This is a genomic window from Roseateles chitinivorans (assembly GCF_002761755.1).
GTDB classification, from domain to species: domain Bacteria; phylum Pseudomonadota; class Gammaproteobacteria; order Burkholderiales; family Burkholderiaceae_C; genus Roseateles; species Roseateles chitinivorans.
Genome location: NZ_PEOG01000055.1, coordinates 18729 through 39968, shown reverse-complemented (window position 1 = coordinate 39968; position 21240 = coordinate 18729). Strand labels below are relative to the sequence as shown.

At 71.2% G+C, this 21240-nt stretch carries 14 protein-coding genes and 1 pseudogene; 6 read left to right on the top strand and 9 right to left on the bottom strand.

Translation table 11 applies throughout. The annotated features are described in order from the left end of the window. From CS062_RS26280 to CS062_RS18510, 3 genes and pseudogenes are all read left to right on the top strand, one after another. Nucleotides 1–314 (top strand): annotated as a pseudogene (locus CS062_RS26280) (adenosine deaminase); the annotation flags it as partial. Continuing rightward, entirely contained in the window at nucleotides 311–898 is a 588-nt protein-coding gene (locus tag CS062_RS18515) for a methylated-DNA--[protein]-cysteine S-methyltransferase (RefSeq protein ID WP_099863043.1), read from the top strand. The pseudogene CS062_RS26280 and the gene CS062_RS18515, both read left to right, overlap by 4 nt. After that, nucleotides 895–1785: a DMT family transporter gene (locus tag CS062_RS18510; protein WP_099863042.1), complete on the top strand. Its 891-nt coding sequence runs from the start codon at nucleotides 895–897 to the stop codon at nucleotides 1783–1785. Before CS062_RS18515 ends, CS062_RS18510 begins: the two co-directional genes overlap by 4 nt. On the opposite strand, the gene CS062_RS18505 is transcribed toward CS062_RS18510, so the two are convergent. Next, entirely contained in the window at nucleotides 1748–2338 is a 591-nt protein-coding gene (locus CS062_RS18505) for a TetR/AcrR family transcriptional regulator (RefSeq protein ID WP_099863041.1), read from the bottom strand. The genes CS062_RS18510 and CS062_RS18505 overlap by 38 nt on opposite strands. A 185-nt stretch (nucleotides 2339–2523) precedes the next feature. On the opposite strand from CS062_RS18505, the gene CS062_RS18500 reads away from it, so the two are divergent. Next, nucleotides 2524–3810: an MFS transporter gene (locus CS062_RS18500; protein WP_099863040.1), complete on the top strand. Its 1287-nt coding sequence runs from the start codon at nucleotides 2524–2526 to the stop codon at nucleotides 3808–3810. A gap of 25 nt (nucleotides 3811–3835) precedes the next feature. Here CS062_RS18500 and ligA read toward each other — a convergent pair whose 3' ends face one another. The 3 genes from ligA to CS062_RS18485 form a co-directional block, all read right to left on the bottom strand. Next, nucleotides 3836–5914: an NAD-dependent DNA ligase LigA gene (gene ligA / locus CS062_RS18495; protein ID WP_099863039.1), complete on the bottom strand. Its 2079-nt coding sequence runs from the start codon at nucleotides 5912–5914 to the stop codon at nucleotides 3836–3838. Nucleotides 5915–5952: 38 nt separating this feature from the next. Further along, nucleotides 5953–7263 carry a polyamine export protein PaeA gene (gene paeA, locus CS062_RS18490; RefSeq protein WP_259373115.1) on the bottom strand — a complete coding sequence of 437 codons (1311 nt, stop codon included), beginning with the start codon at nucleotides 7261–7263 and terminating at the stop codon, nucleotides 5953–5955. A gap of 93 nt (nucleotides 7264–7356) precedes the next feature. After that, complete coding sequence (locus tag CS062_RS18485) at nucleotides 7357–7854, bottom strand: SixA phosphatase family protein (protein WP_233218135.1); 498 nt, start codon at nucleotides 7852–7854, stop codon at nucleotides 7357–7359. Nucleotides 7855–8039: 185 nt separating this feature from the next. Here CS062_RS18485 and CS062_RS18480 point away from each other — a divergent pair, with 185 nt between their 5' ends. Continuing rightward, entirely contained in the window at nucleotides 8040–11723 is a 3684-nt protein-coding gene (locus tag CS062_RS18480) for an ATP-binding protein (protein WP_099863037.1), read from the top strand. On the opposite strand, the gene ligD is transcribed toward CS062_RS18480, so the two are convergent. Both ligD and ku read right to left on the bottom strand, forming a co-directional pair. Next, complete coding sequence (gene ligD, locus CS062_RS18475) at nucleotides 11701–14442, bottom strand: DNA ligase D (RefSeq protein WP_199174283.1); 2742 nt, start codon at nucleotides 14440–14442, stop codon at nucleotides 11701–11703. The two genes, CS062_RS18480 and ligD, sit on opposite strands and share 23 nt — an antisense overlap. 18 nt (nucleotides 14443–14460) lie before the next feature. Beyond that, the gene (gene ku / locus CS062_RS26645) at nucleotides 14461–15456 is read right to left on the bottom strand and encodes a non-homologous end joining protein Ku (RefSeq protein WP_199174282.1); all 996 of its coding nucleotides are present in this window, start codon (nucleotides 15454–15456) and stop codon (nucleotides 14461–14463) included. Between the two features lie 127 nt (nucleotides 15457–15583). On the opposite strand from ku, the gene CS062_RS18470 reads away from it, so the two are divergent. After that, nucleotides 15584–16339 carry a phosphoribosyltransferase gene (locus tag CS062_RS18470; protein WP_368372862.1) on the top strand — a complete coding sequence of 252 codons (756 nt, stop codon included), beginning with the start codon at nucleotides 15584–15586 and terminating at the stop codon, nucleotides 16337–16339. Here the strand turns inward: CS062_RS18470 and CS062_RS26275 are convergent. From CS062_RS26275 to smc, 3 genes are read right to left on the bottom strand one after another with little or no spacing between them, the layout of a single operon-like run. Then, nucleotides 16332–16484, bottom strand: a complete 153-nt coding sequence (locus CS062_RS26275) for a hypothetical protein (protein WP_158238834.1) — start codon at nucleotides 16482–16484, stop codon at nucleotides 16332–16334. The two genes, CS062_RS18470 and CS062_RS26275, sit on opposite strands and share 8 nt — an antisense overlap. An 11-nt stretch (nucleotides 16485–16495) precedes the next feature. Next, nucleotides 16496–17599, bottom strand: a complete 1104-nt coding sequence (locus CS062_RS18465) for a cell division protein FtsZ (RefSeq protein ID WP_233218134.1) — start codon at nucleotides 17597–17599, stop codon at nucleotides 16496–16498. Between the two features lie 58 nt (nucleotides 17600–17657). Then, entirely contained in the window at nucleotides 17658–21170 is a 3513-nt protein-coding gene (smc, locus tag CS062_RS18460; protein ID WP_099863036.1) for a chromosome segregation protein SMC, read from the bottom strand. Between the last annotated feature and the right edge of the window lie 70 nt (nucleotides 21171–21240).

Genomic DNA, 21240 nt, shown 5'->3' with positions numbered 1-21240 from the left:
CGCGCCACTGGCCGACGCTGGCGTTCGCGCAGGGCCGCGGCACGGTGGAAGACGCCATCGCGGAGCTGGCCGCCCTGCCCGGCCTGGGCCCCTGGACCGCGCACTACATGCTGATGCGCGGCTGGAGCTGGCCGGACGCCTTCCTGCCGGGCGATGTGGTGCTCAGGCAATGCCTGGAGCAGCGCGCCGGCCAGCCGCTGCGGCCCCGCGAGTTGATCGCCGCCGCCGAGCATTTCGCCCCTTACCGCAGCTACGCCGTGTTGCAACTGTGGCGGGAAGCCGCGCTCAAACCCCGCAAAGGAACCACGCCATGAAGACGCCCGCCGCCGCGCACACCGCCTGGACCGAAGCCGACACCCCACTGGGCCGTCTGCTGATCGCCCGCAATGCCCTGGGGCTGTCGGGCCTCTGGTTCGAGGACCAGAAATACCACCCCGGCACCCTCGACGCGCCGCGTGACGACGCCGATCCCCTGCTGCGCGAGACGGTGGCGGCGATGACCGCCTACTTCGCCGAGCGCGATGCGGGGTCGACGCCGCCGGCACCGCTGCCGCCGATGGCCCCGGCCGGCACCGCCTTCCAGCAGGCCGTCTGGCGCGCGCTGCTCGACATCCCGTCGGGCTTGACCGTGACCTATGGCGAACTGGCCGCGCGCCTGGGCCGGCCTGAGGCGGTACGGGCGGTCGCGGCGGCGGTCGGCCGCAATCCGGTGTCGGTGCTGATCCCTTGCCACCGGGTGCTGGGCGCCGACGGCAGCCTGACCGGCTACGCCGGCGGCCTGCATCGCAAGGAAGCCCTACTGTCAATCGAGGGCGGTCTTCCGGCTACGCTTCGCGCCTCGCCGTCCGGCCCGCCGGCACGGCGCCACGACAACGACACACCAGGGGTATCCGCGTGAAGCGAAGCGATCTGATCGAACTGCTCGTCCTGGCCGCCATTTGGGGCGCCTCCTTCCTGTTCATGCGGCTGGCTGCGCCGGAGTTCGGCGCGGTGGCCACCGCCGCGGTGCGCGTCGCCGGGGCATCCCTGTTCCTGCTGCCGCTGCTGGGCCTGCGCGAGGGCCTCGGCGACCTGCGCACCCACTGGAAGGGCCTGCTGCTGGTGGGCGTGCTCAACAGTGCCTTCCCGTTCGCGCTGTTCAGCTATGCCGCGTTGTCGATCAACGCCGGCCTGTCGAGCATCCTCAACGCCACCACGCCGATGTGGGGCGCGCTGGTGGCGTGGGCCTGGTTCGGTCAGCGCCTGGACGGCTCGCGGTTGGTGGGCCTGGCGCTGGGCTTCGCCGGCGTCGTGCTGCTGGCCTGGGACAAGGCCTCGTTCAAGCCCGGCGGCAGCGGCTTCGCCATCGTCGCCTGCCTGATCGCCGCGCTGAGCTACGGTGTCGCGGCCAGCGCCACCAAGCGCTACCTCACCGGCGCCAGTCCGCTGGCGGTGGCGACCGGCAGCCAGTTCGCCGCCGCGCTGCTGCTGGCCGCGCCGGCCTGGTCGATGCGCCCGGCCGCGATGCCGAGCGCGCAGGCCTGGGGCGCGGTCGCGCTGCTGGCGCTGCTGTGCACCGGCGTCGCCTACATCCTGTTCTTCCGGCTGATGAAGCGGGTGGGCCCGACCAACACCATCTCGGTGACCTTCCTGATCCCGGTCTTCGGGCTGCTGTGGGGCTGGATCTTCCTGGGCGAGACCCTCAGCGCCAGCATGGCCGCCGGCTGCCTGGTGGTGCTGCTGGGCACCGCGTTGGCGGTGGGCGTGCTCAGGCTGCCTTCGACGACGCCTCCAGCGACGTCCTGAGGATCCGTTCGGACAACGCCGGCGCGGCGCCCGCGCAGGCGCGCGCCAGGATCATCCCGCCGACCATCGTGGCCAGCAGGCCGATCGCGCGGGCTTCGTCGTCGGCGGTCGGCGTCTCGACCACCGTGCCATCGGGCCGGTGGGTCGCCAGCTCATGCAGATAGGCGCCGATGCCGGTGCTCATCGACTCCCGCAGCAGGCCGCCCTCGCGGGCCGCATCCACGCCCAGCGCCGCCATCGGGCATCCGCCGCCCGGCGCGTCGCGATGCGCGGCGCTGAAGTAGCGTTTCAGGAACGGCCCCAGGTCGCCGCCGTGCTTGTCCAGCTGCGCCGCCAGCCGGGACAGGGAGGCCTCGAAGGCGAGGTCGCAGGCCTCCGCCGCGAGTTCCTCCTTCGACGCGAAGCGCCCGTAGAAACCGCCGTGGGTGAAGCCGGCCTCGCGCGAGATCTCGGCCAGGCCGACGCCGGCGATACCGCGCTCGCGATACAGCTTGGACGCCGCGTCGACCAGCGCCTGGCGGTTGGCGGCCGATTGCTCTTTGGTGACTTTCATGATGGCCGTGATTGTAGGAAGCGCCATCGGCCAGCGCCGGATCGGCGTGCTGGAATCCGGTTTTTTGAATAGGGTCATCATCAAATCTGCATCCGCCTTCGGGAATGCCGATACGATGGCAGCTGTCATCAAAAATCGTTCCGGGCGCTGTCCCGCGCCCCGGACGCCGGCCCCGAAGGAACCGCATGCCCGCCGCCGCCCTGTCCCATCGACTGACCCATCGCGGTCTCCACTTCAGCTGGGTGATCGCCGGGCTGACCTTCCTGACGATGCTGTTCATGTCCGCCGCGCTGGGCCTGCCCGGCGCGATGCTGCAACCGCTGGCGCAGGAGTTCGGCTGGTCCACCAGCCAGATCTCGTCGGCGCTGGCGCTGCGTTTCGCGCTGTTCGGCCTGATGGGGCCGTTCGCAGCGGTGCTGATGGAGCGCTTCGGCGTGCGGGCCGTGGTCAGCGTGGCGCTGGCGCTGGTCGGTGGCGGCATGCTGATGGCCGGGATGGTCACCCGGCTCTGGCACCTGGTCGTGCTGTGGGGCGTGGTGCTGGGCCTGGGCAGCGGCATGACCGCGCTGGTGCTCGGTGCGGTCGTCTCCAACCGCTGGTTCGCGTCCCGTCGGGGCCTGGTCATGGGGATCCTGACCGCGAGCGCGGCGACCGGCCAGTTGATCTGCCTGCCGATCGCCGCCTGGATGATCGAGCGCTGGGGCTGGCGGGCGCCGCTGCTGCCGCTGGCCGTGCTGTGCCTGGGCGTGATGGCGCTGGTGCTGCTGTTCATGCGCGATCGACCGTCGGACCTCGGATTGGCGCCCTATGGCGCCGATCCGGCCTCGACGACCGCCGCGCCGGCCGCCCCCGCCGCCGCGTCCGCGGTGACCTGGCGCACGCCCTTCGTCGCGCTGCGCGAGGCGTCGACGCAGCCGACCTTCTGGCTGCTCTTCGGCACCTTCTTCATCTGCGGGCTGTCGACCAACGGCTTGGTGCAGACGCATTTCATCTCGCTGTGCGGCGACTATGGCCTGGCAGCGGTGCCGGCGGCTTCGGTGCTCGCGATGATGGGCATGTTCGACTTCATCGGCACGATCGCCTCGGGATGGCTGAGCGATCGCTACGACGCCCGCAAGCTGCTGTGCTGGTACTACGCGCTGCGCGGCCTGTCGCTGCTGTGGCTGCCCAACGCGGAGTTCACGCTGTACGGGCTGTCGCTGTTCGCGGTGTTCTACGGCCTGGACTGGATCGCCACCGTGCCGCCGACGGTGCGCCTGACCGCCGAGCGCTTCGGCGCCGCGAAGGTGGGGATGGTGTTCGGGTGGATCTTCGCGGGCCATCAGATCGGCGCCGCGGTGGCCGCCTACGGCGCGGGACTGAGCCGCAGCCTGCTGCTGAGCTACGCGCCGGCGCTCTACGTCGCCGGTGCCGCCTGCCTGCTGGCGGCGGGGATGGCGATGGTGATCCGGAGGAAGACCGCGGGCGCTTGACGCCTCGGCAGGCCGACGCAGGACCTCAGTCCGAAGCGGCGAGCAGCGCCTGCAGCCCCGCCTCGTCGAGGATGGTGACGCCGAGCTCGCGCGCCTTGTCCAGCTTGGATCCGGCCTCCTCGCCCGCGATCACGTAGCTGGTCTTCTTCGACACCGAGCCGCTGACCTTGCCCCCGGCGGCCTCGATCAGCTCCTTGGCCTCGTCGCGGGAGAGCGTCGGCAGCGTGCCGGTCAGCACCAGCGTCTTGCCGGCCAGCGGCTGCGGGCCCGCCGGCGCGGCCGCGGCGCCGTCGCTCTCCGGGAAGCTGACGCCGGCCGCGAGCAGCTGCGCGACGACCTCACGGTTGTGCGCCTCGGCGAAGAAGGCCGCGATGCTCTTCGCGACGATCGGCCCGACGTCCTTCACCGCGAGCAGCTGCTCCTCGGTCGCGTTCATCAGCGATTCCAGGTTGCCGAAGTGCTTCGCCAGGTCCTTGGCCGTGGTTTCGCCCACCTGCCGGATGCCCAGCGCGAAGAGGAAGCGCGCCAGCGTCGTGTGCTTGCTCTTCTCGAGCGCTTCGATCAGGTTCAGCGCGCTGCGGTCGCCCATGCGCTCCAGCGCGGTGAGCTTGGCCACGCCGAGCTTGTAGAGCCCCGGCAGGCTGGTCACGATGCCGCCGTCGACCAGCTGGTCGACCAGCTTGTCGCCCAGGCCCTCGATGTCCATCGCGCGGCGGCCGGCGAAATGCAGCATCGCCTGCTTGCGCTGCGCCGGGCAGAAGATGCCACCGCTGCAGCGGTGGTCGATGCCGCCCTTCTCGCGCACCACCTCGCTGCCGCAGATCGGGCAGTGCCGGGGCATGCGGAAGTTGGGCACGTAGCTCGCGCGCCGGGTGTCGACCTTGCCGACGACTTCCGGGATCACGTCGCCCGCGCGCCGGATGATCACCTGGTCGCCGACGCGGATGCCCTTGCGGCGCATCTCGAAGAGGTTGTGCAGCGTCGCATTGCTGACCGTCGTGCCGCCGACGAAGACCGGCTCCAGCTTGGCCACCGGCGTCAGCTTGCCGGTGCGCCCGACCTGGATCTCGATGCGGTCCAGCCGGGTCACCTGCTCCTGCGCCGGGTACTTGTGCGCGACCGCCCAGCGCGGCTCGCGCGACACGAAGCCGAGCCGGCGCTGCAGCTCGCGGCTGTTGACCTTATAGACGACGCCGTCGATGTCGAAGGGCAGCGTGTCGCGCTTCTCGCCGATCTCGCGGTGGAACTTCACCAGCCCTTCGGCCCCGCGCACCACCGCACGGTCGGCGTTGACCGGCAGCCCGTAGGCCTGCAGCGCGTCCAGCATCGCGCTGTGGGTGGGCGGAATGTCCCAGCCCCGCGTCTCGCCGATGCCGTAGGCGAAGAAGCTCAGCGGCCGCTGCCGCACCAGCACCGGATCCAGTTGCCGGATCGCCCCCGCCGCGGTGTTGCGCGGGTTGACGAAGGTCTTCTCGTTGGCGGCCCGCTGGCGCTCGTTGAGCGCCTCGAAGTCGTCGCGCCGCATGTAGACCTCGCCGCGCACCTCCAGCACCGCGGCCTGCGCGCCGTCGCCGCGCAACCGCAGCGGGATCTGCTTGATCGTGCGCACGTTCTGCGTCACGTCCTCGCCGGTCTCGCCGTTGCCGCGCGTGGCCGCCTGCACCAGCACGCCGTGCTCGTAGCGCAGGTTGATCGCCAGGCCATCGAACTTGAGCTCGGCCGCGTACTCGACGGGCGCGGCGTGCTCGCCCAGGTCCAGCTCCCGGCGCACGCGGGCGTCGAAGTTCTCGGCACCGCTGGCCTCGGTATCGGTCTCGGTGCGGATCGACAGCATCGGCACCACATGCCGCACCGGCTCGAAGCCCTCCAGCACCGCGCCGCCCACCCGCTGCGTCGGCGAATCCGGCGTCAGCAGCGACGGATGGGCGGCCTCGATCGCCTGGAGCTCCTGGAACAGCCGGTCGTACTCCGCATCGGGCAGCGCGGGCGCATCGAGCACGTAGTACAGGTGGGCATGATGGTGCAGCAGATCACGGAGTTCGCCGGCTCGGACGGCGGCCTGATCGAGGGGAAGCGAAGCGGCGGAAACGGGCTGGACAGTCATCCGCGCATTGTGGCGCAGGCCGGCCGCGCAGCCGTCGGTCAGGCGACCGTTTCCGTCGCCGGCGGCGCGGCGCGGGCGATCATGACCTGGTCGACGCGGTGGCTGTCGACGTCGACGACCTCGAAGCGCCAGCCGTGCCATTCCACGACATCGGTCCGCTTGGGAATGCGCCGCAGCATCACCATCAGGAAGCCGGCCAGCGTGTCGTACTGACCGGGGTGCGGGAAGTCGTCGACGCCCAGCGCGCGCTGCACGTCCGGGATCGGCGTGATGCCGTCGGCCAGGAAGCTGCCGTCGTCGCGACGGATGATCTGCTGCTCCTCCTCGTCGGTGGAGACCAGCGAGCCCATCACCGTGCTCATCACGTCGTTGAGGGTGATGACGCCCACCACCAGCGAGTACTCGTTGACGATGACCGCGAAGTCCTCATGCGCCTGGCGGAACTGCGTCAGCACCTCGGCCAGCGTCAGCCGGTCCGGCACGATCAGCACCTTCTTGACCAGCGCCGGCTCGGCGCGCAGCGAGATCACCTCGCCACGCAGCACGCGCTGGAACAGGTCGGTGGCGTCGACATAACCGACGACCTGGTCGATCTCGCCGTCGCAGACCAGGTAGGTCGAGTGCGGCGAATCCGCGATCCGGGTGCGCACCAGCGCCTCGTCGTCGTCGAGCGAGAAATAGACCACGCGCTCCCGCGAGGTCATCGACGACTCCACGGTGCGGGTCTCGAGCTCGAGGACGTTCTCGATCACCTGCTGCTCCGCGGCCGCGACGACGCCGGCCTGCTGGCCTGCGGCGGCCATGGCGAGGATGTCGTCATGGGTGATGGTGTTGTCCGGCGTCATCGGCCGGCCGAGCAGCCGCAGCAGGCCGTCGGTGACCAGGCCCAGCGCCCAGGCGACCGGCCGCAGCAGGACGGTCAGGAACAGCATCGGCCGGATCAGCGCCAGCGCGACGCGCTCCGGTTCGTTCATCGACAGCCGCTTGGGCAGCAGGTCCGCCAGCACGACGAAGAGGGTGGTGACGCAGCCGAAGGACAGCGCGAAGGCCACGCGCTGCGCGGTGTCGATGTCGATCAGCGGGCGCAGCAGCGACTCGAAGTGGGGCGTCAGCGCGCCCTCGCCGACGACGCCGGCCAGGATGGCCAGCGTGTTCACGCCGATCTGCACCACGGTGAAGTAGTGGCCGGGCTGCTCCTGGACCTTCAGCACCTGCGCGGCCCGCGGGTCGCCTTCGTCCGCCATCTGCCTGAGCTTGAGCCGCCGCGACGCGGCCAGCGACAACTCCGCCATCGAGAAGAACGCGCTGGCGGCGATCAGCAGGAAGATGAGGAACAGGCTGGAACTCAAGGCAGCTTTCGCAGTCGGCAAGCCGCCAGTGTAGCGGGCGCCCCCGCAGCGACGCCCCGGTCCGGGGAGGTGGCGACGAGGGCGCGCGGCGCATCACGGCAGGTCCGGCGAACGCACCGCCACCACCAGCACGCCGGGCCGGTCGTGGGCGTCGCGCTCACAGCGCAGCCACCAGAAGCCGCCCTTGCGCAGCCGCCACGGCGTCGTGTCCGCCAGCCGGTTCAGCGGCACGCCGCCGACCAGATGGGCGAGCGCCAGGCCCAGCGTCGGCTGATGCCCCACGACCAGCACCGGCGCCGTCGCTTCGGCCCAGCCGGCGACCTCGAGCAGCGACCGCACATCCCGCTTCGGCGCGAGCGCATCGCTCGACACGACCTTGCGGCGCAGGTCCTGGACCGTCTGGCGGGTGCGCACCGCCGGGCTGACCAGCACGCGGGTGTCGCGCGGCAGGTGCCGGTCCAGCCAGTGCGCCATCTCGCGGGCCTGGCGCTCGCCGCGGCCGGTGAGCACCCGCGACAGGTCGTCCATGCCGGGCGCGGCCTCCGCGGCCTCGGCGTGACGCCACAGGATCAGGTCCATCGAATCGGCCATCGGGCGGGGCTCTCCAGGGCAGGTCCAGAAGCCCGCAGCGGCAAGCGCCGCTCCCAGCACCGCCGGCGCGCGTTGCCCATCGCCGGTCGCGCCTCCCGAGGCCAAGGCAGGGCCGATGCGGGTGCGCGGCTTGCCCGGGCGACCCTAGACTCGATCGACTCCGCCCCGACCAGGGAACCCTGCCGATGCCTGTCTCGCCCGCCGGCTCCGCCGGTCTGCCGCCCGAGCGACGCAACGACGCGACCGCGACGGTGCCCTCCGCCCCGATGTCCCCCGATGCACCCGCCACGCCGCGCCGCGGCCACTTCCTGGACGGCGGCGGCGAGATGGGCGAGCGCATGCGGGCCCTGGACTGGACCCGCACACCGCTCGGGCCGCCGGACGGCTGGCCGCGCTCGCTCCAGACGGTGCTGCGGATGATGCTGGACTCGCGCTACGCGATGTGGCTGGCATGGGGTCCGGAGATGACCTTCTTCTGCAACGACGCCTACCTGCCGACCCTGGGCCTGAAGCGCGAATGGGCGCTCGGCGCTCGCGCCGACCGGGTCTGGGCCGAGGTCTGGGACGCCGCCTACAGCCGCATCCACCATGTCCTCACCACCGGCGAGGCGACCTGGGACGAGGGCCTGCTGCTCTTCCTGGAACGCAGCGGCTTCCCCGAGGAGACCTATCACACCTTCTCCTACAGCCCGGTCCATGACGACGACCTGCGCGTGGGCGGCATGTGGTGCGTGGTCACCGAGGTCACCGACCGGGTGATCGGCGAGCGCCGGTTGCGGGTGCTGAAGGACCTCGCGACCCGCACCGTCGGCGTGGAGCAGCAGGACGACTTCGCGCGGCGGACCTGCGAGGTGCTCTCGGACTACCCGCTGGACCTGCCCTTCGCAGCGCTGTATCTGACCGAGCCCGGCGGACAGTGGGCGCGCCGGGCGGGCTGCACCGGTCCGGCCCTCCGCGACGCGGGAGACCCGGGCGATGCGGGCGATGCGGGCGACGCGGGCGACGCGGGCGATGCGGGCGATGCGGGCGATGCGGGCGATGCGGGCGATGCGGGCGATGAGGCGCCGAGGCGCAGCGCCGCCGATGCCTTCCCCGAGCGGCTCAGCCTGGTCGATCCGCCCGACGGCTGGCCGCTGCGCGCGCTGATCGACGGCGCGCCGGCGCAGGACCTGCCGTCGATGTCGGCGCTGGGTGTGTCGCTGGCGATGCCGGGATGGCCGGAGCCGCTCGAGCGCGCCGTCCTGCTGCCGCTGAAAAGCGCCGGCCGCGAGCCGGCCGGCTTCCTGCTGGCCGGGGTGAGCCCGCGAAGACCGCTCGACGAGGCCTATCGCAGCTTCCTCAACCTGGTCGCGGGCCAGCTCGCGGCGGCGCTGGCCGACGCGTCCGCCTACGAGGCCGAGCGGCGCCGCGCCGAGGAACTCGCTCAGCTGGACCGTGCCAAGACGGCCTTCTTCTCCAACATCAGCCACGAGTTCCGCACGCCGCTGACGCTGATGCTGGGCCCGCTCGAGGAACTGGTGACCACGCCCGACCTGAGCGGACCGCAGCGCGAGCGGCTGGCCCTGGTGCTGCGCAACGCGGCGCGGCTGCAGCGCCTGGTGAACACGCTGCTGGACTTCTCCCGGATCGAGGCCGGCCGCGCGCTGGCGCGCTTCGAGGCCACCGACCTGGCGGCGCTGACGCGCGACCTGGCGAGCACCTTCCGCTCGGCCATGGAGCGCGCCGGGCTGGCCTTCGAAGTGGACTGCGCGCCGCTGGACCAGCCCGCCCACGTTGACCGCGAGATGTGGGAAAAGATCGTCCTGAACCTGCTGTCCAACGCCTTCAAGTTCACCCTGCACGGGCAGGTCACGGTGCGGCTGCGCGGCGAGGGCCATGACCCGCGGCTGGCGGTGCTGGAAGTGGCCGACACCGGCGCCGGCATCCCGGCGGACGAACTGCCGCGGATCTTCGAGCGCTTCCATCGCGTGGCCGGCGCCGAGGGCCGCAGCCATGAGGGCTCGGGCATCGGCCTGGCGCTGGTGCAGGAGCTGGTCAAGCTGCATGGCGGGCGGATCGAGGCCACCAGCGTTCCGGGCGAAGGCTCGCTGTTCCGCGTGCTGCTGCCGCTGGGTCGACAGCCAGCGCCGCCGGCGCCGCCCGCGCGGCCGGACGGATCGGTGCCGATCGCCGCCGCCGCTGCCCCGGGTCCGGCCACCACCACCGCCGCGCGCACCTTCGTCGAAGAGGCGCTGCGCTGGTTGCCGGCGCCCGAGCCGGTGAGCCAGGGCGAGCCCGGCCGCGTCCAGGCGGGCGCATGGGCCTCGGCCGACCCGCGCTTCGCGGCGACCTTCGGCGCACGGGTGATCGTGGCCGACGACAACGCCGACATGCGCGCCTACCTGCGCGACCTGCTCGCGCCGTGCTACGCGGTGGAACTGGTGACCGACGGCCTGCAGGCGCTGGAGGCCGCGCGGCGCGAGCCGCCGGACCTGGTGCTGAGCGACGTCATGATGCCCCGGCTGGACGGCCTGGCGCTGCTGGCCGCGCTGCGCGGCGACGCGCGGCTGGGCGGCGTGCCGGTGGTGCTGCTCTCGGCCCGGGCCGGCGAGGACGCCCGCATCGAGGGACTGGACGCCGGCGCCGACGACTACATGATCAAGCCCTTCTCGGCCCGCGAGTTGCTGGCACGGCTGGGCGCGCTGCTGGAGCTGCGGCGGATGCGGCAGGCGGCGGAAGCCGCCTTCCGGCTGCGGACCGAGCAGTTCGAGACCCTGCTCAACGAGGCGCCGATGGGCGTCTTCCTGGTCGAGCACGACGGAAGCGCGCTGCGCATCCGCGAGGCCAATCCGACTGCGCGCGCCACGTTCGGCGATCCACCCGATCTGATCGGCTCGCGCTTCGATGCCCAGGTCGAGCGGCAATGGGGCCATCCGCTGGCCGACCAGATCCTGGCGCTGTTCCAGCGCACCCTGGAGACCGGCGAGCCGTACCATACGCCCGAGTTCGTCCAGGAACGCAGCGACCTGGGCGTGACCGAGGCCTACGAGTGGCAGATCAGCCGCATCCCGCTGGCCAACGGGGCGCGGGGCGTCGTCTGCTACTACCGCGAGATCTCCGCCCACTTGAAGGCGCGCCGTCGGCTGGAGGCGGCAGACCGCCAGAAGGACCAGTTCCTGGCGATGCTGGCGCACGAACTGCGCAACCCGATCGCGCCGATCCGCAGCGCCGGCGACGTGCTGAGCCGGCTGGGCCTGCCGGACGAGCGCGCGCGCAAGATGGTCGACATCATCCGGCGGCAGGTCGGGACACTGACCCGGCTGGTCGACGACCTGCTCGACGTGTCGCGGATCACCCAGGGCCGGGTGGAACTGCAGCTCGGGCCGGTGCTGCTGCCGGAGGTCATCGCCCAGGCGGTGGAGACGGCCGAGCCGCTGATGCGGGAGCGCCAGCACCGGTTCTCGGTGACCGTCGGCGGCCCGCCGCTGCGGGTCTGGGGCGACCAGGCCCGGCTGGTCCAGTGCGTGGCGAACCTGCTGACCAACGCGGCCAAGTACACCGACCCGCTGGGCCACATCGAGCTGTCGCTGCGCGAGGAGCGCGGACAGGACGGCAGCCCCGGCCAGGCCCTGATCACCGTCAGCGACGACGGCATCGGCATCCCGCCGGGCCTGCAGCTCACCATGTTCGACCTGTTCGTCCAGGGCGACCGCACGCTCGATCGCTCCCAGGGCGGGCTGGGCATCGGCCTGTCGCTGGTGCGGCAGCTGATCGGCATGCACGGCGGCCAGGTCGGCGTGCACAGCGCGGGCAGCGGCACCGGCGCCCGCTTCGAGTTGCGCCTGCCGCTGATGGACGCCGAGGCGCTCAGGACAGTCCCAGCAGCTTGAGGCCGCGGGTCAAGGTCTGGCGTGTGCGCCAGTAGTCCTGCCAGGGGTCCTGCTTCTGGAAGCTCAGCCGGTCGCGGGCATTGGCGATGGTCCAGTGGTCGGCGCGCTTGAGCTCGCCCAGCTCATCCCAGTCGATCGGCATCGACACGCCCAGGCCGGGCCGCGCCCGGGCGGAGAACGCGCAGGCGGTGGTCTGCCCTTCCCCGTTGCGCAGGTAGTCGGGAAAGATCTTGCCGACGCGGTTGCGCGGGCCGCTCTTGGCCGAGAACTTCTTCGGGAAGGTCTCGGCCAGGTGACGCACGACGGCCTGGCTGAAGGCCTTCACCGTCGCATGGTCGTGACGGCGATCGAGCGGCACCACCACATGCAGGCCCTTCCCGCCGCTGGTCTTGAGCCAGCTCTGCAGGCCCAGCTCCTTGAGCAGCGCGCGGGTGATCCGCGCCGCCTCCACCACCGCGCCGAAGGCGACGCCCTCGCCTGGATCGAGGTCGACGATGAGGCGGTCCGCGCGGTCGAGCCGGTCGTCCTGCGCATTCCAGGTGTGGAACTCGATCGCGTTCATCTGCGTCATCTGCATCAGCGCCGCCGCGTCCGGGATCACGATGAGTTCGTCGCCCTCGACATGCTTCTGGAAGAAGAGCTGGCCCTCGATGCCATCCGGTGCCCGCACGATCGCCACCGGCCGTCGCCCCAGATGCGGCTGCATCCATTCGAGGATGCTCTCGTAGTAGCGGACCAGTTCGATCTTCGTGTGGCCGGTGGAGGGATCGATCACCCGGTCCGGATGCGTGATGCGCAGTTGGCCCGACGAAGCGGCCGCGGGACCGGCCCCACGCTTCGTCTGCCTGATCGGCGGCTGGGCCGGCGTGGCGCGGTCGTCATCCTCGGCGGATGCCGCGCCCTTCGCGGCCCGCGCGGGCTTCACTTCCCCAGCCGGTTTCGCCGATTCGCGACCGACCTCGCGCGGCGCCTTGTCCACGCGCACGCCCTGGAAGGACGCGTGGCGGATATGGCCGTCGGGCGTCCATTCGGCGAAGGCGACCTCCACCACCATCGTCGGTTTCACCCACCGGGCCGCGCCGCCGCTGCGGCCGCTGAGCTTGGCCCAATGGCTGCGCGCGATCGTGGCCTCGTCGAAGTGCGGCTGCTTGACTTCGAGCGCCGCCAGCTGGCGATGCAGCTCGCCGGCCAGCTTCAGCGACCAGCCGGTGCCGACGCGGCCGGCATAGCGCAGCGCGCGCCCCTCGTAGTAGCCGAGTAGCAGGCTGCCGAGCGCCTTTGCGCGGTCGGACCGGTCGGTGAAGCCGACGACGACGAACTCCTGCCGCTGCTGGCACTTCAGCTTGATCCAGGCGTCGCTGCGCGAGGACACATAGCTGCTGTCGGGCCGCTTCAGGATCAGGCCCTCGAGCCGCATCTGGCAGGCGGCAGCCAGCATCTCCTCGGGCGGCACCGCGAAGTCCTCGCTGAAGCGCAAGGGCCCGTCCTCGTGTTCGGCCATCAGCGCACGCAGCACCGCGCGACGATGCCGCAGCGGCACCTCGCGCAGGTCATGGCCGTTGAGGAAGGGCACATCGAAGAGGAAATAGACGAGGTCCGCCTGCGTGCGCCGCCGCGGATGGCCGATCGCGTTCTGCAACAGGTTGAAGTCGGGTGCGCCGTCGTCACGCAGCACGACGATCTCGCCGTCGAGCCAGCCGTTCTCCAGGCCCAGGCCGGCCACGGCCTCGGCCAGTGCGCCCAGGCGATCGGTCCAATCGTTGCCGCCGCGGGTGATCAGGCGCACGCCGCCCTTGTCGATGCGCGCCATCAGACGGTAGCCGTCGAACTTGGCCTCGGCGATCCACTCGCCCGGCGGCGTGGCGCTCACCAGCGTCGCGAGCTGCGGCGACAGTTCGGCCGGCAGCCGCGCCTTGCGCGCCCGGCTCAGGTCCGGGGTGCCGATCGCCGGATCGGCGGCGTCGGCCGGCGTCTCGCGCTCGCTGCCTTCCGCGCGGTCAGCGCCGCGCCGGCGGCCCTCCCGACCGTTGCGGCCCTCGCGGCCGCCGGAGCCACCGCGCGCATCGCCGTCACCGCTCGCCTCGCGCTCCTCGACCAGCCCCAGCGGATGCTGGATCACGCTGTCCGGCAGCGCGAGGGTGACGTCGTAGTCCGCATGCGCGCGCTCGCGACCGTCGTGCTTCTTGATCAGCAGCCATTGCTCGCGCTTGGAGGCATCGCGGGAAGTGCGGATCAGCTGCCACAGTCCCGCGAGCTTCTGGCCATGCAGCCGGAACACCAGCTTGCCATCGCGCAGGCCTTGCGCCGGATCACCCTCCGGCTCCCAGGTCCCGTTGTCCCAGACGATGACCTCGCCGGCCCCGTACTGCCTGGGCGGGATGGTGCCCTCGAAGCCGCCGTAGGACAGCGGATGGTCCTCGACATGGATCGCCATGCGGCGTTCCTTGGGGTCGTAGGACGGCCCCTTGGGCACAGCCCAGCTCAGCAGCACGCCGTCGAGCTCGAGCCGGAAGTCGTAATGCAGGTGACTGGCCCAGTGCTTCTGGATGACGAAGGACAGCGCCTCCGGACGCGCCGCGCGGCGCGGCGCTACCCCGCTGCCCCGGGCGCGACCGGCCCGCGCGGGCGCGGCGGTTTCGTCGTCCGGCTCGGGCGTGATGCGGAAGTCCCGCTTCTGGCGGTAGCGGGACAGCGGGTCCTGGCGGGTGGAACTCGGCATGGCGGGTCCGCGCCGGCCTCAGGCCGACTTCTTCCTGGACTTGCCGCCCAGGCTGCGCTTGAGCAGCTCGGTCAGGTCGACGACGTTGCCGCCCTCTTCGCCGGCATCCGGCGCGGCCTCGAGCGGTGTGACGGTCTCGGTCTCGCCCTCCTCGACCTTGCGCGCGATCAGGTCGCGGATCGCGGCGGTGAATTCGTCGTGGTAGTCCTCGGGATGCCAGTCGCTGCTCATCTCGTCGATCAGCTGCCGGGCCATCTGCAGCTCGCTGGGCTTGAAGCCGTGCGCGGACTTGCCTTCGGCCGGGAGGTTCAGGTCGTCGCAGGGGCGGATCTCGTTGGCCCAGCGCAGCATGCCGATCATCAGCGCCGGCCCGGCGGGCAGCAGCGCGGCCAGGTGCTCCTTGCTGTGGATCACCAGCCGCGCGATCGCGATCAGCCCGGCGTCGGACATCGCCTCGCGCAGCAGCGCATAGACCTTGCCGGACTTGCCGATGGGCTCGAGGTAGTACGGCTTCTCCAGGTAGACGAAGGACACCTGCGTGGCCGGCACGAAGGTCTCGATCTCGATCGTCTGCGTGGTGGTGGGATAGGCCTTGCGGATCTCGTCGTCGGAGACCAGGACGTAGTCGCCGTTGTCCTGCTTCACGCCCTTGACGATGTGCGTCTTGTCGATGTCCTTGCCGGTGCGCTTGTTGATGCGCTTGTAGCCGACCGGATCCATGCTGCGCTTGTCCAGCCAGTCGAAGTCGACGCGCTGGTCGCGCGAGGCGGGATAGAGCGACACCGGCACGTGCAGCAGGCCGAAGCTGATCGCTCCCTTCCAGATCGCGCGCCGGGCGGCCGGCGCGTCATCGCTGTCGCCGCGCGCCGCGCCGCGTTCCGAGGACTTGCCGTGCGCGGCATGGTCGGCGTTGGAGGCCCGCGTGCGTCGCGCGCCCGCGGCGGAGCGCCCGGAGGCGCGAGGCGGCGCCTTGCGGCTGGCGCGGCTGGTCGAGGAAGAGGTTCGAGACGGCATGGGGACCTCGGCGGGGCAAGGACGTACGGACTCCCCCAGCGGCAAATGACGCGCCCGAGGGGTCTCGGCGGCGGGCACCCGGCTTGCTCTGAACTGGGGATGGAAACAGCGTCGTTGCGAGACCATCATGACCCCGGAGACCCACGCCATGCGCCCTGTCCGCCTGTCCACCGACATGCCCGATGCGGCGACACACGCCGGGCCGTCGACGACCACGGGGCATCGTTTCGCCGACCGGCGCGATGCGGGACGCGCGCTGGCGCTGCGGCTCGCCGCGTATGCGCACCGGGATGATGTGACGGTGCTGGCGTTGCCGCGCGGTGGTGTGCCGGTGGCGGCGGAGATCGCTAACGCGCTCGAGGCGCCGCTCGACATCCTGGTGGTGCGCAAGCTCGGCCTGCCGGGCCAGCCCGAATACGCGATGGGTGCGATCGCCTCCGGCGACGTGCGGGTGCTCAACACCCAGGTGATCCAGCAGCTGGCGATCAGCTATTCGGCCATCGACATCGTCACCCGGGCCGAGATGCGTGAACTGCACCGGCGCGAGCGGCTCTACCGTGGCGACCGGCCGATGGCGCCGGTCGAGGGCCGGCAGGTGATCCTCGTCGACGACGGGATGGCCACCGGCGCGTCGATGCGCGCGGGCGTTCAGGCGCTACGCGACCTACAACCGGCACGCATCGTCGTGGCGGTCCCCGTCTCGGCCGCCGAGACCTGCCACCTGATCGCACAGGACGCGGACGAGATCGTCTGCGGGCAGACCCCGGAGCGCTTCCGCTCCGTCGGGCAGTGGTACGAACGCTTCGAGCAGACGACGGATGAGGAAGTGCGGCGCTGCCTGTCGACCGCGCCGCGAGAGACGAAGACCGAGAACGTCAGCTGAGAGGCGCCTGGCCGAAGATGCAGCGCACGCTGCCAGCCGCGTCCATGTACTCGCGAACGTAGAAGATGCGATCGATCGGCCCGGCGCCGTCGCTCGCTGCAGAAAAAGAACGGGCGCCACAGCGGCGCCCGTCGTGGATGGCCATGAAGGCCGCGCTCAGCTGAACAGCCGTCGTGCCACCGGGCTGCCGGCCGCGAGGTCGCGCGCGGCCAGCGATTTGTAGAGCTCGGCCAGTTCCTGCCCGATCGACTGGAACGCGTGCAGGTTCAGGATCTGGTTGCGGTCGTCGCAGATGTCGGCCTCGAAGTCCCGCGCCAGGTTGCGCGCCGACTCCTGCCAGGTCGCGAACGGCTCCAGCGCCTCCGGCGTCTGCAGCACATCCAGCGACAGCGTCAGCTCCCGCAGCGACGAGGCCTGCGGATCGTCCGCCAGCGCCGCCTGGGCATCGAAGTTCAGCGTCAGCAGCGGCGGCGCGCCCTCCTCGGCCGACGGCAGCACCAGCCGGCCCGGCATCGCGCCCGGCACGAAGCCATGGCGCAGCGCTCCCTGCTGCACGAAGCCCAGCGTCCAGGCCGCGCCTCGCGCGCGCAGCACGATCGCCAGTTGCGCGTCGTGGCTGGCCGCGAACTGATCCAGCTCGCGCGCCCGCGCCACCACGTCCAGCATGTCGGGGAACTCCGGCATCGCGCCGATGCCGTCGGCGAAGGCCTGGATCTTCTGCACGAACTCCGAGTACTCGATCTCGTTGAGCGCGCCGCTGCGGTTGGCCATCTGCAGCCCCGCCTGGAATTCGCCGTAGCGCTGGCCCGGATGCGGCAGTTCCCATTCGCCGCTGTCCGCGTTCAAGCCCTCGATCTGGAACGGCTTGGTCCCGGCCCGGCGGCTGCCCGGCAAATGCGACAGCGCCATCTCGCCGCTCACCGGCGAGTCCGGCGCCAGCGTCGCGATCGCGTCGATCAGCGCATCGATCCGGGTCGAGGCCTTGCGCGTGCGCGCCACCGCCGGCACGGTCTCGTCCAGCGTGCGCAGGTCCGGCAGCGGCTCGCCCTCGGCGGCGCCGTCCAGGGTGACCGGCGCCTGGCCCGGCGCGGCTCCGTTGGCCCCCAGGCTCGGCTCCTGACGGTCGCCGACCGGCGCGAGGGGCTCCGCGCGCCGCGGTCCCGCCTTGCGCGCGCTCCACCAGCCCTGCGCCAGCAGCCCCACCAGCACCACGCCGCCCAGCGCGGCCAACAGCGTCGTCAGGTTCCAGTCCGTCGTCATCGCGTCTTCACTCCTGCGGTCCCGCGCGCATGCCGCGCCACGGTCACCGTCGTCATCCTCATTGCTCGGCCATCGCCAGCGCGGACTCCATGTCCACCGCCACGATGCGCGACACGCCCTGCTCCTGCATCGTCACGCCGATCAACTGTTCGGCCATCTCCATCGCGATCTTGTTGTGCGAGATGAAGAGGAACTGCGTGATCTTGCTCATCTCCGCCACCAGCCGCGCGTAGCGCTCGGTGTTGGCGTCGTCCAGCGGCGCGTCCACCTCGTCCAGCAGGCAGAACGGCGCCGGATTCAACTGGAAGATCGCGAACACCAGCGCGATCGCCGTCAGCGCCTTCTCGCCGCCCGACAGCAGGTGGATGGTCGAGTTCTTCTTGCCCGGCGGCTGCGCCATCACCTGCACGCCGGCATCCAGGATCTCGTCGCCGGTCATCACCAGCTTCGCCTGACCGCCACCGAACAGGCTGGGGAACATCCGGCCGAAGTGCTCGTTGACCTGGTTGAAGGTGGAGCCCAGCAGGTCGCGGGTCTCCAGGTCGATCTTGTGGATCGCGTCTTCCAGCGTCGTGATCGCGCTGGTCAGGTCGGCGAACTGCGAGTCGAGGAAGGTCTTGCGCTCGCGCGCGGCGCCCAGCTCGTCCAGCGCCGCCAGGTTCACCGCGCCCAGCGCCGCGATGTCCCGGTTGATGCGGTCGATCTCGCCCTGCAGCCCATACAGCTTCACGCCGCCTTCCTCGATGCCCTTGGCCAGCGCCTCCAGGTCGACGTTCTGCGCCACCAGCTGCTCCAGGAACTGCTGGCCGCCGAGCGCGGCCGCCTGTTCGTCCAGTTGCAGCCGGGTGATGCGCTCGCGCAGCGGATCGAGCGCGCGCTCGATCGTCATGCGCTGCTCCTCGCTGCGCTTGAGGCGCTGGCTGAGGTCGTCATAGTTGGCCCGCACGACGGCCAACGCCTGCTCGCGCTCCATCTTCAGGGCCAGCGCATCCTGGAGCCCGGCCTGCGCCGCGGCGTCGTCCAGTTCGGCACGCTCCTGCGCCATGTTCTGCACCGTCTGCTCGTTGACCTGCACCTGCTGGCGCGAGGTCTCGATGCTGCGTTGCAGTTCGCCGCGCTTGGCCGCCAGCGCGCGGGCGCTGAACACCGCCTCCTGCGCGCGCCGCTCCAGCACCCGCTGATGCTCGCGGCTCTCGGTCAGCTTGCGCTCCGCGTTGATCACCGCTTCATCGAGCTCGGCATGCTTCTCCTGCGTCGTCGCCAGCTGAAGGTCCAGTTCCTCGAAGCGGGCCTCGCCCTCCATGCGGCGCTCCATCAACGCCTCGGTCTGCGCGTCGATCTCGCCGAGCTCCTCGTCGAGCTGCGTGCGCCGCGCCACCGCCGCCTCGGTCTGCTGCGCCAGCCGCAGCAGTTCGACCTGCAGCTGGTGCGCGCGGGCCTGCGTCTCGGAGGCCTCGCGCCGCACCACCGCCAGGCGCTGCGACGCGTCGGTGTAGAGCGCCTCGGCACGGACCGCCTGGGCGCGCGACTCGTCGGCGATCAGCGTCTGCGCGCGCTGCTCGCGCTCCAGGTTCTCGATCTCCTGGGCCCGCGCCAGCAGGCCGGCGGTCTCCGAGTCGGGCGCGTAGAAGCTGACCGCGAACTGGCTCACCGCATGGCCCTCGCGGGTCATGATGAGTTCGCCGTGGCTGAGCTTGGGGCGCTGCGCCAGCGCATCGGCGAGGGACTCGGCGGTGTAGATGCCCTCGAGCCAGTCGTTCATCAGCGCCTTCAGGCCACCGGACTCCAGCTTCAGCTGGTCGGTCAGCGGCGGCAGCGCGCGGTGGGTGTTGGCGATGTCGCCCGCGGGCAGCGAGTAGAAGGCCAGCCGCGCCGGCGGCGGATCCGAGGCGAAGGCCTGCACCGTCTCCAGCCGGCCCACCGACAGCGCGCCCATGCGCTCGCGCATCGCGGCCTCGAGCGCGTTCTCCCAGCCCGGCGTGATGTGCAGCTGCGTCCACAGGCCCTTGATGTCCTGCAGCCCGTGCCTGGCCAGCCAGGGCTTGAGCTTGCCCTCGGTCTGCACCTTCTCCTGCAGCGCGCGCAGCGCGGTCAACCGCGCGACGATGTCGGTCAGTCTGGCCGCCTGCTGCTGCGATTCCTGCTGCGCCTGCTGGCGGGCCTCGTCGGCGGCGGGCGCCGCCTCCGCCAGTTCCGCCAGCCGCGCGTCGGCCACGGCCTGCTGCTCGTCGGCCGCCACCGACAGCCGCTTCACCTCGTCGAGCCTGTCGTGCTGCGGCGCGGCCAGGCCCTGGCGTTCCTGCGCCAGGCGCTCGCGACGGCCGCGCAAGCCCTTGAGCTGCTCGTCGACGCTGCGGCTCTCGGCGGCCAGCACCTGGATCTGCTGCTGCACCTGGGTCACCTGCGTGCGCTGCTCGTTGGCGCGGGCCTGCGCGGCGCGGACCTGGTCCTCGACCTCGGGCAGCTTCATCGCCTGGTCCTCGGCCTGCGCGGCGAGGATCTCGCTCTGCTCCTCGGCCTGGGCGATCTGGGTGGCGACGTCGTCCAGTTCCAGCTGCGCCTGCTCGGCGCGCTCCTGCCACTGCTGGTTCTGCGCCTGCAGTTCGACCAGCCGCTGCTCCAGCCGCTGACGACCCTCGACGACATAGCGGATGCGTTCCTCGAGCCGGCTGACCTCCATCTGCGCCTCGGCCATGCGGCCCTGCGCGGCGTGGAGCTCGTCACCGGCGCCGTAATGCGCCTGGCGGATGGTTTCGAGCTCGGCCTCGAGCTGGCGCAGCTCGGCCATCTTGGCCTCGAGCGCGTTGACCGCCTCGGCATGCTCGATCTTCACCCGCGTGGCCTCGCCGGCCGCGTCGCGGTGCTTGAGGAACCACAGCTGATGCAGCTTCAGCGTGCCCTGGTCCTGCAGGTGACGGTAGTTCGCCGCGACCTCGGCCTGGCGCTCCAGCTTCTCGAGGTTGGTGTTGAGCTCGCGGAGGATGTCCTCGACACGGGTCAGGTTCTCGCGCGTGTCCTTGAGGCGGTTCTCGGTCTCGCGGCGGCGCTCCTTGTACTTGGACACGCCCGCGGCCTCCTCGAGGAACATGCGCAGTTCCTCGGGCTTGGATTCGATGATCCGGCTGATCGTGCCCTGGCCGATGATCGCGTAGGCCCGCGGGCCCAGGCCGGTGCCGAGGAACACGTCCTGCACGTCGCGGCGGCGCACCGGCTGGTTGTTGATGAAGTAGCTGGAGGTGCCGTCGCGGGTGAGCACGCGCTTGACGGCGATCTCGATGAACTGGTTCCACTGGCCGCCAGCGCGGGCGCTGGTGTTGTCGAAGACCAGTTCCACGCTCGAGCGGCTGGCCGGCTTGCGGTTGCCGGAGCCGTTGAAGATCACGTCCTGCATGGACTCGCCGCGCAGTTCGCTGGCCTTGCTTTCGCCCAGCACCCAGCGCACCGCATCCATGATGTTGGACTTGCCGCAGCCGTTGGGGCCGACCACGCCGACCAGCTGGCCGGGCAGCTGGAAGTTCGTCGGATCGGCAAAGGACTTGAAGCCCGAGAGCTTGATCGAGTTCAGTCGCATCGGGATGTGATCACCGGGCCGCCACAGCCTTCGCGTGATCTAAGCCTTTGATTTGATTGTGGAAACGCCC

Bases quoted from the DNA above. Each gene is read 5' to 3' on its own strand.
- CS062_RS18515 (WP_099863043.1), top strand. From the start codon at position 311: ATGAAGACGCCCGCCGCCGCGCACACCGCCTGGACCGAAGCCGACACC.
- CS062_RS18505 (WP_099863041.1), bottom strand. From the start codon at position 2,338: ATGAAAGTCACCAAAGAGCAATCGGCCGCCAACCGCCAGGCGCTGGTC.
- CS062_RS18500 (WP_099863040.1), top strand. From the start codon at position 2,524: ATGCCCGCCGCCGCCCTGTCCCATCGACTGACCCATCGCGGTCTCCAC.
- ligA (WP_099863039.1), bottom strand. From the start codon at position 5,914: ATGACTGTCCAGCCCGTTTCCGCCGCTTCGCTTCCCCTCGATCAGGCC.
- CS062_RS18485 (WP_233218135.1), bottom strand. From the start codon at position 7,854: ATGGCCGATTCGATGGACCTGATCCTGTGGCGTCACGCCGAGGCCGCG.
- CS062_RS18480 (WP_099863037.1), top strand. From the start codon at position 8,040: ATGCCTGTCTCGCCCGCCGGCTCCGCCGGTCTGCCGCCCGAGCGACGC.
- ligD (WP_199174283.1), bottom strand. From the start codon at position 14,442: ATGCCGAGTTCCACCCGCCAGGACCCGCTGTCCCGCTACCGCCAGAAG.
- ku (WP_199174282.1), bottom strand. From the start codon at position 15,456: ATGCCGTCTCGAACCTCTTCCTCGACCAGCCGCGCCAGCCGCAAGGCG.
- CS062_RS18470 (WP_368372862.1), top strand. From the start codon at position 15,584: ATGACCCCGGAGACCCACGCCATGCGCCCTGTCCGCCTGTCCACCGAC.
- CS062_RS26275 (WP_158238834.1), bottom strand. From the start codon at position 16,484: ATGGCCATCCACGACGGGCGCCGCTGTGGCGCCCGTTCTTTTTCTGCA.
- CS062_RS18465 (WP_233218134.1), bottom strand. From the start codon at position 17,599: ATGACGACGGACTGGAACCTGACGACGCTGTTGGCCGCGCTGGGCGGC.
- smc (WP_099863036.1), bottom strand. From the start codon at position 21,170: ATGCGACTGAACTCGATCAAGCTCTCGGGCTTCAAGTCCTTTGCCGAT.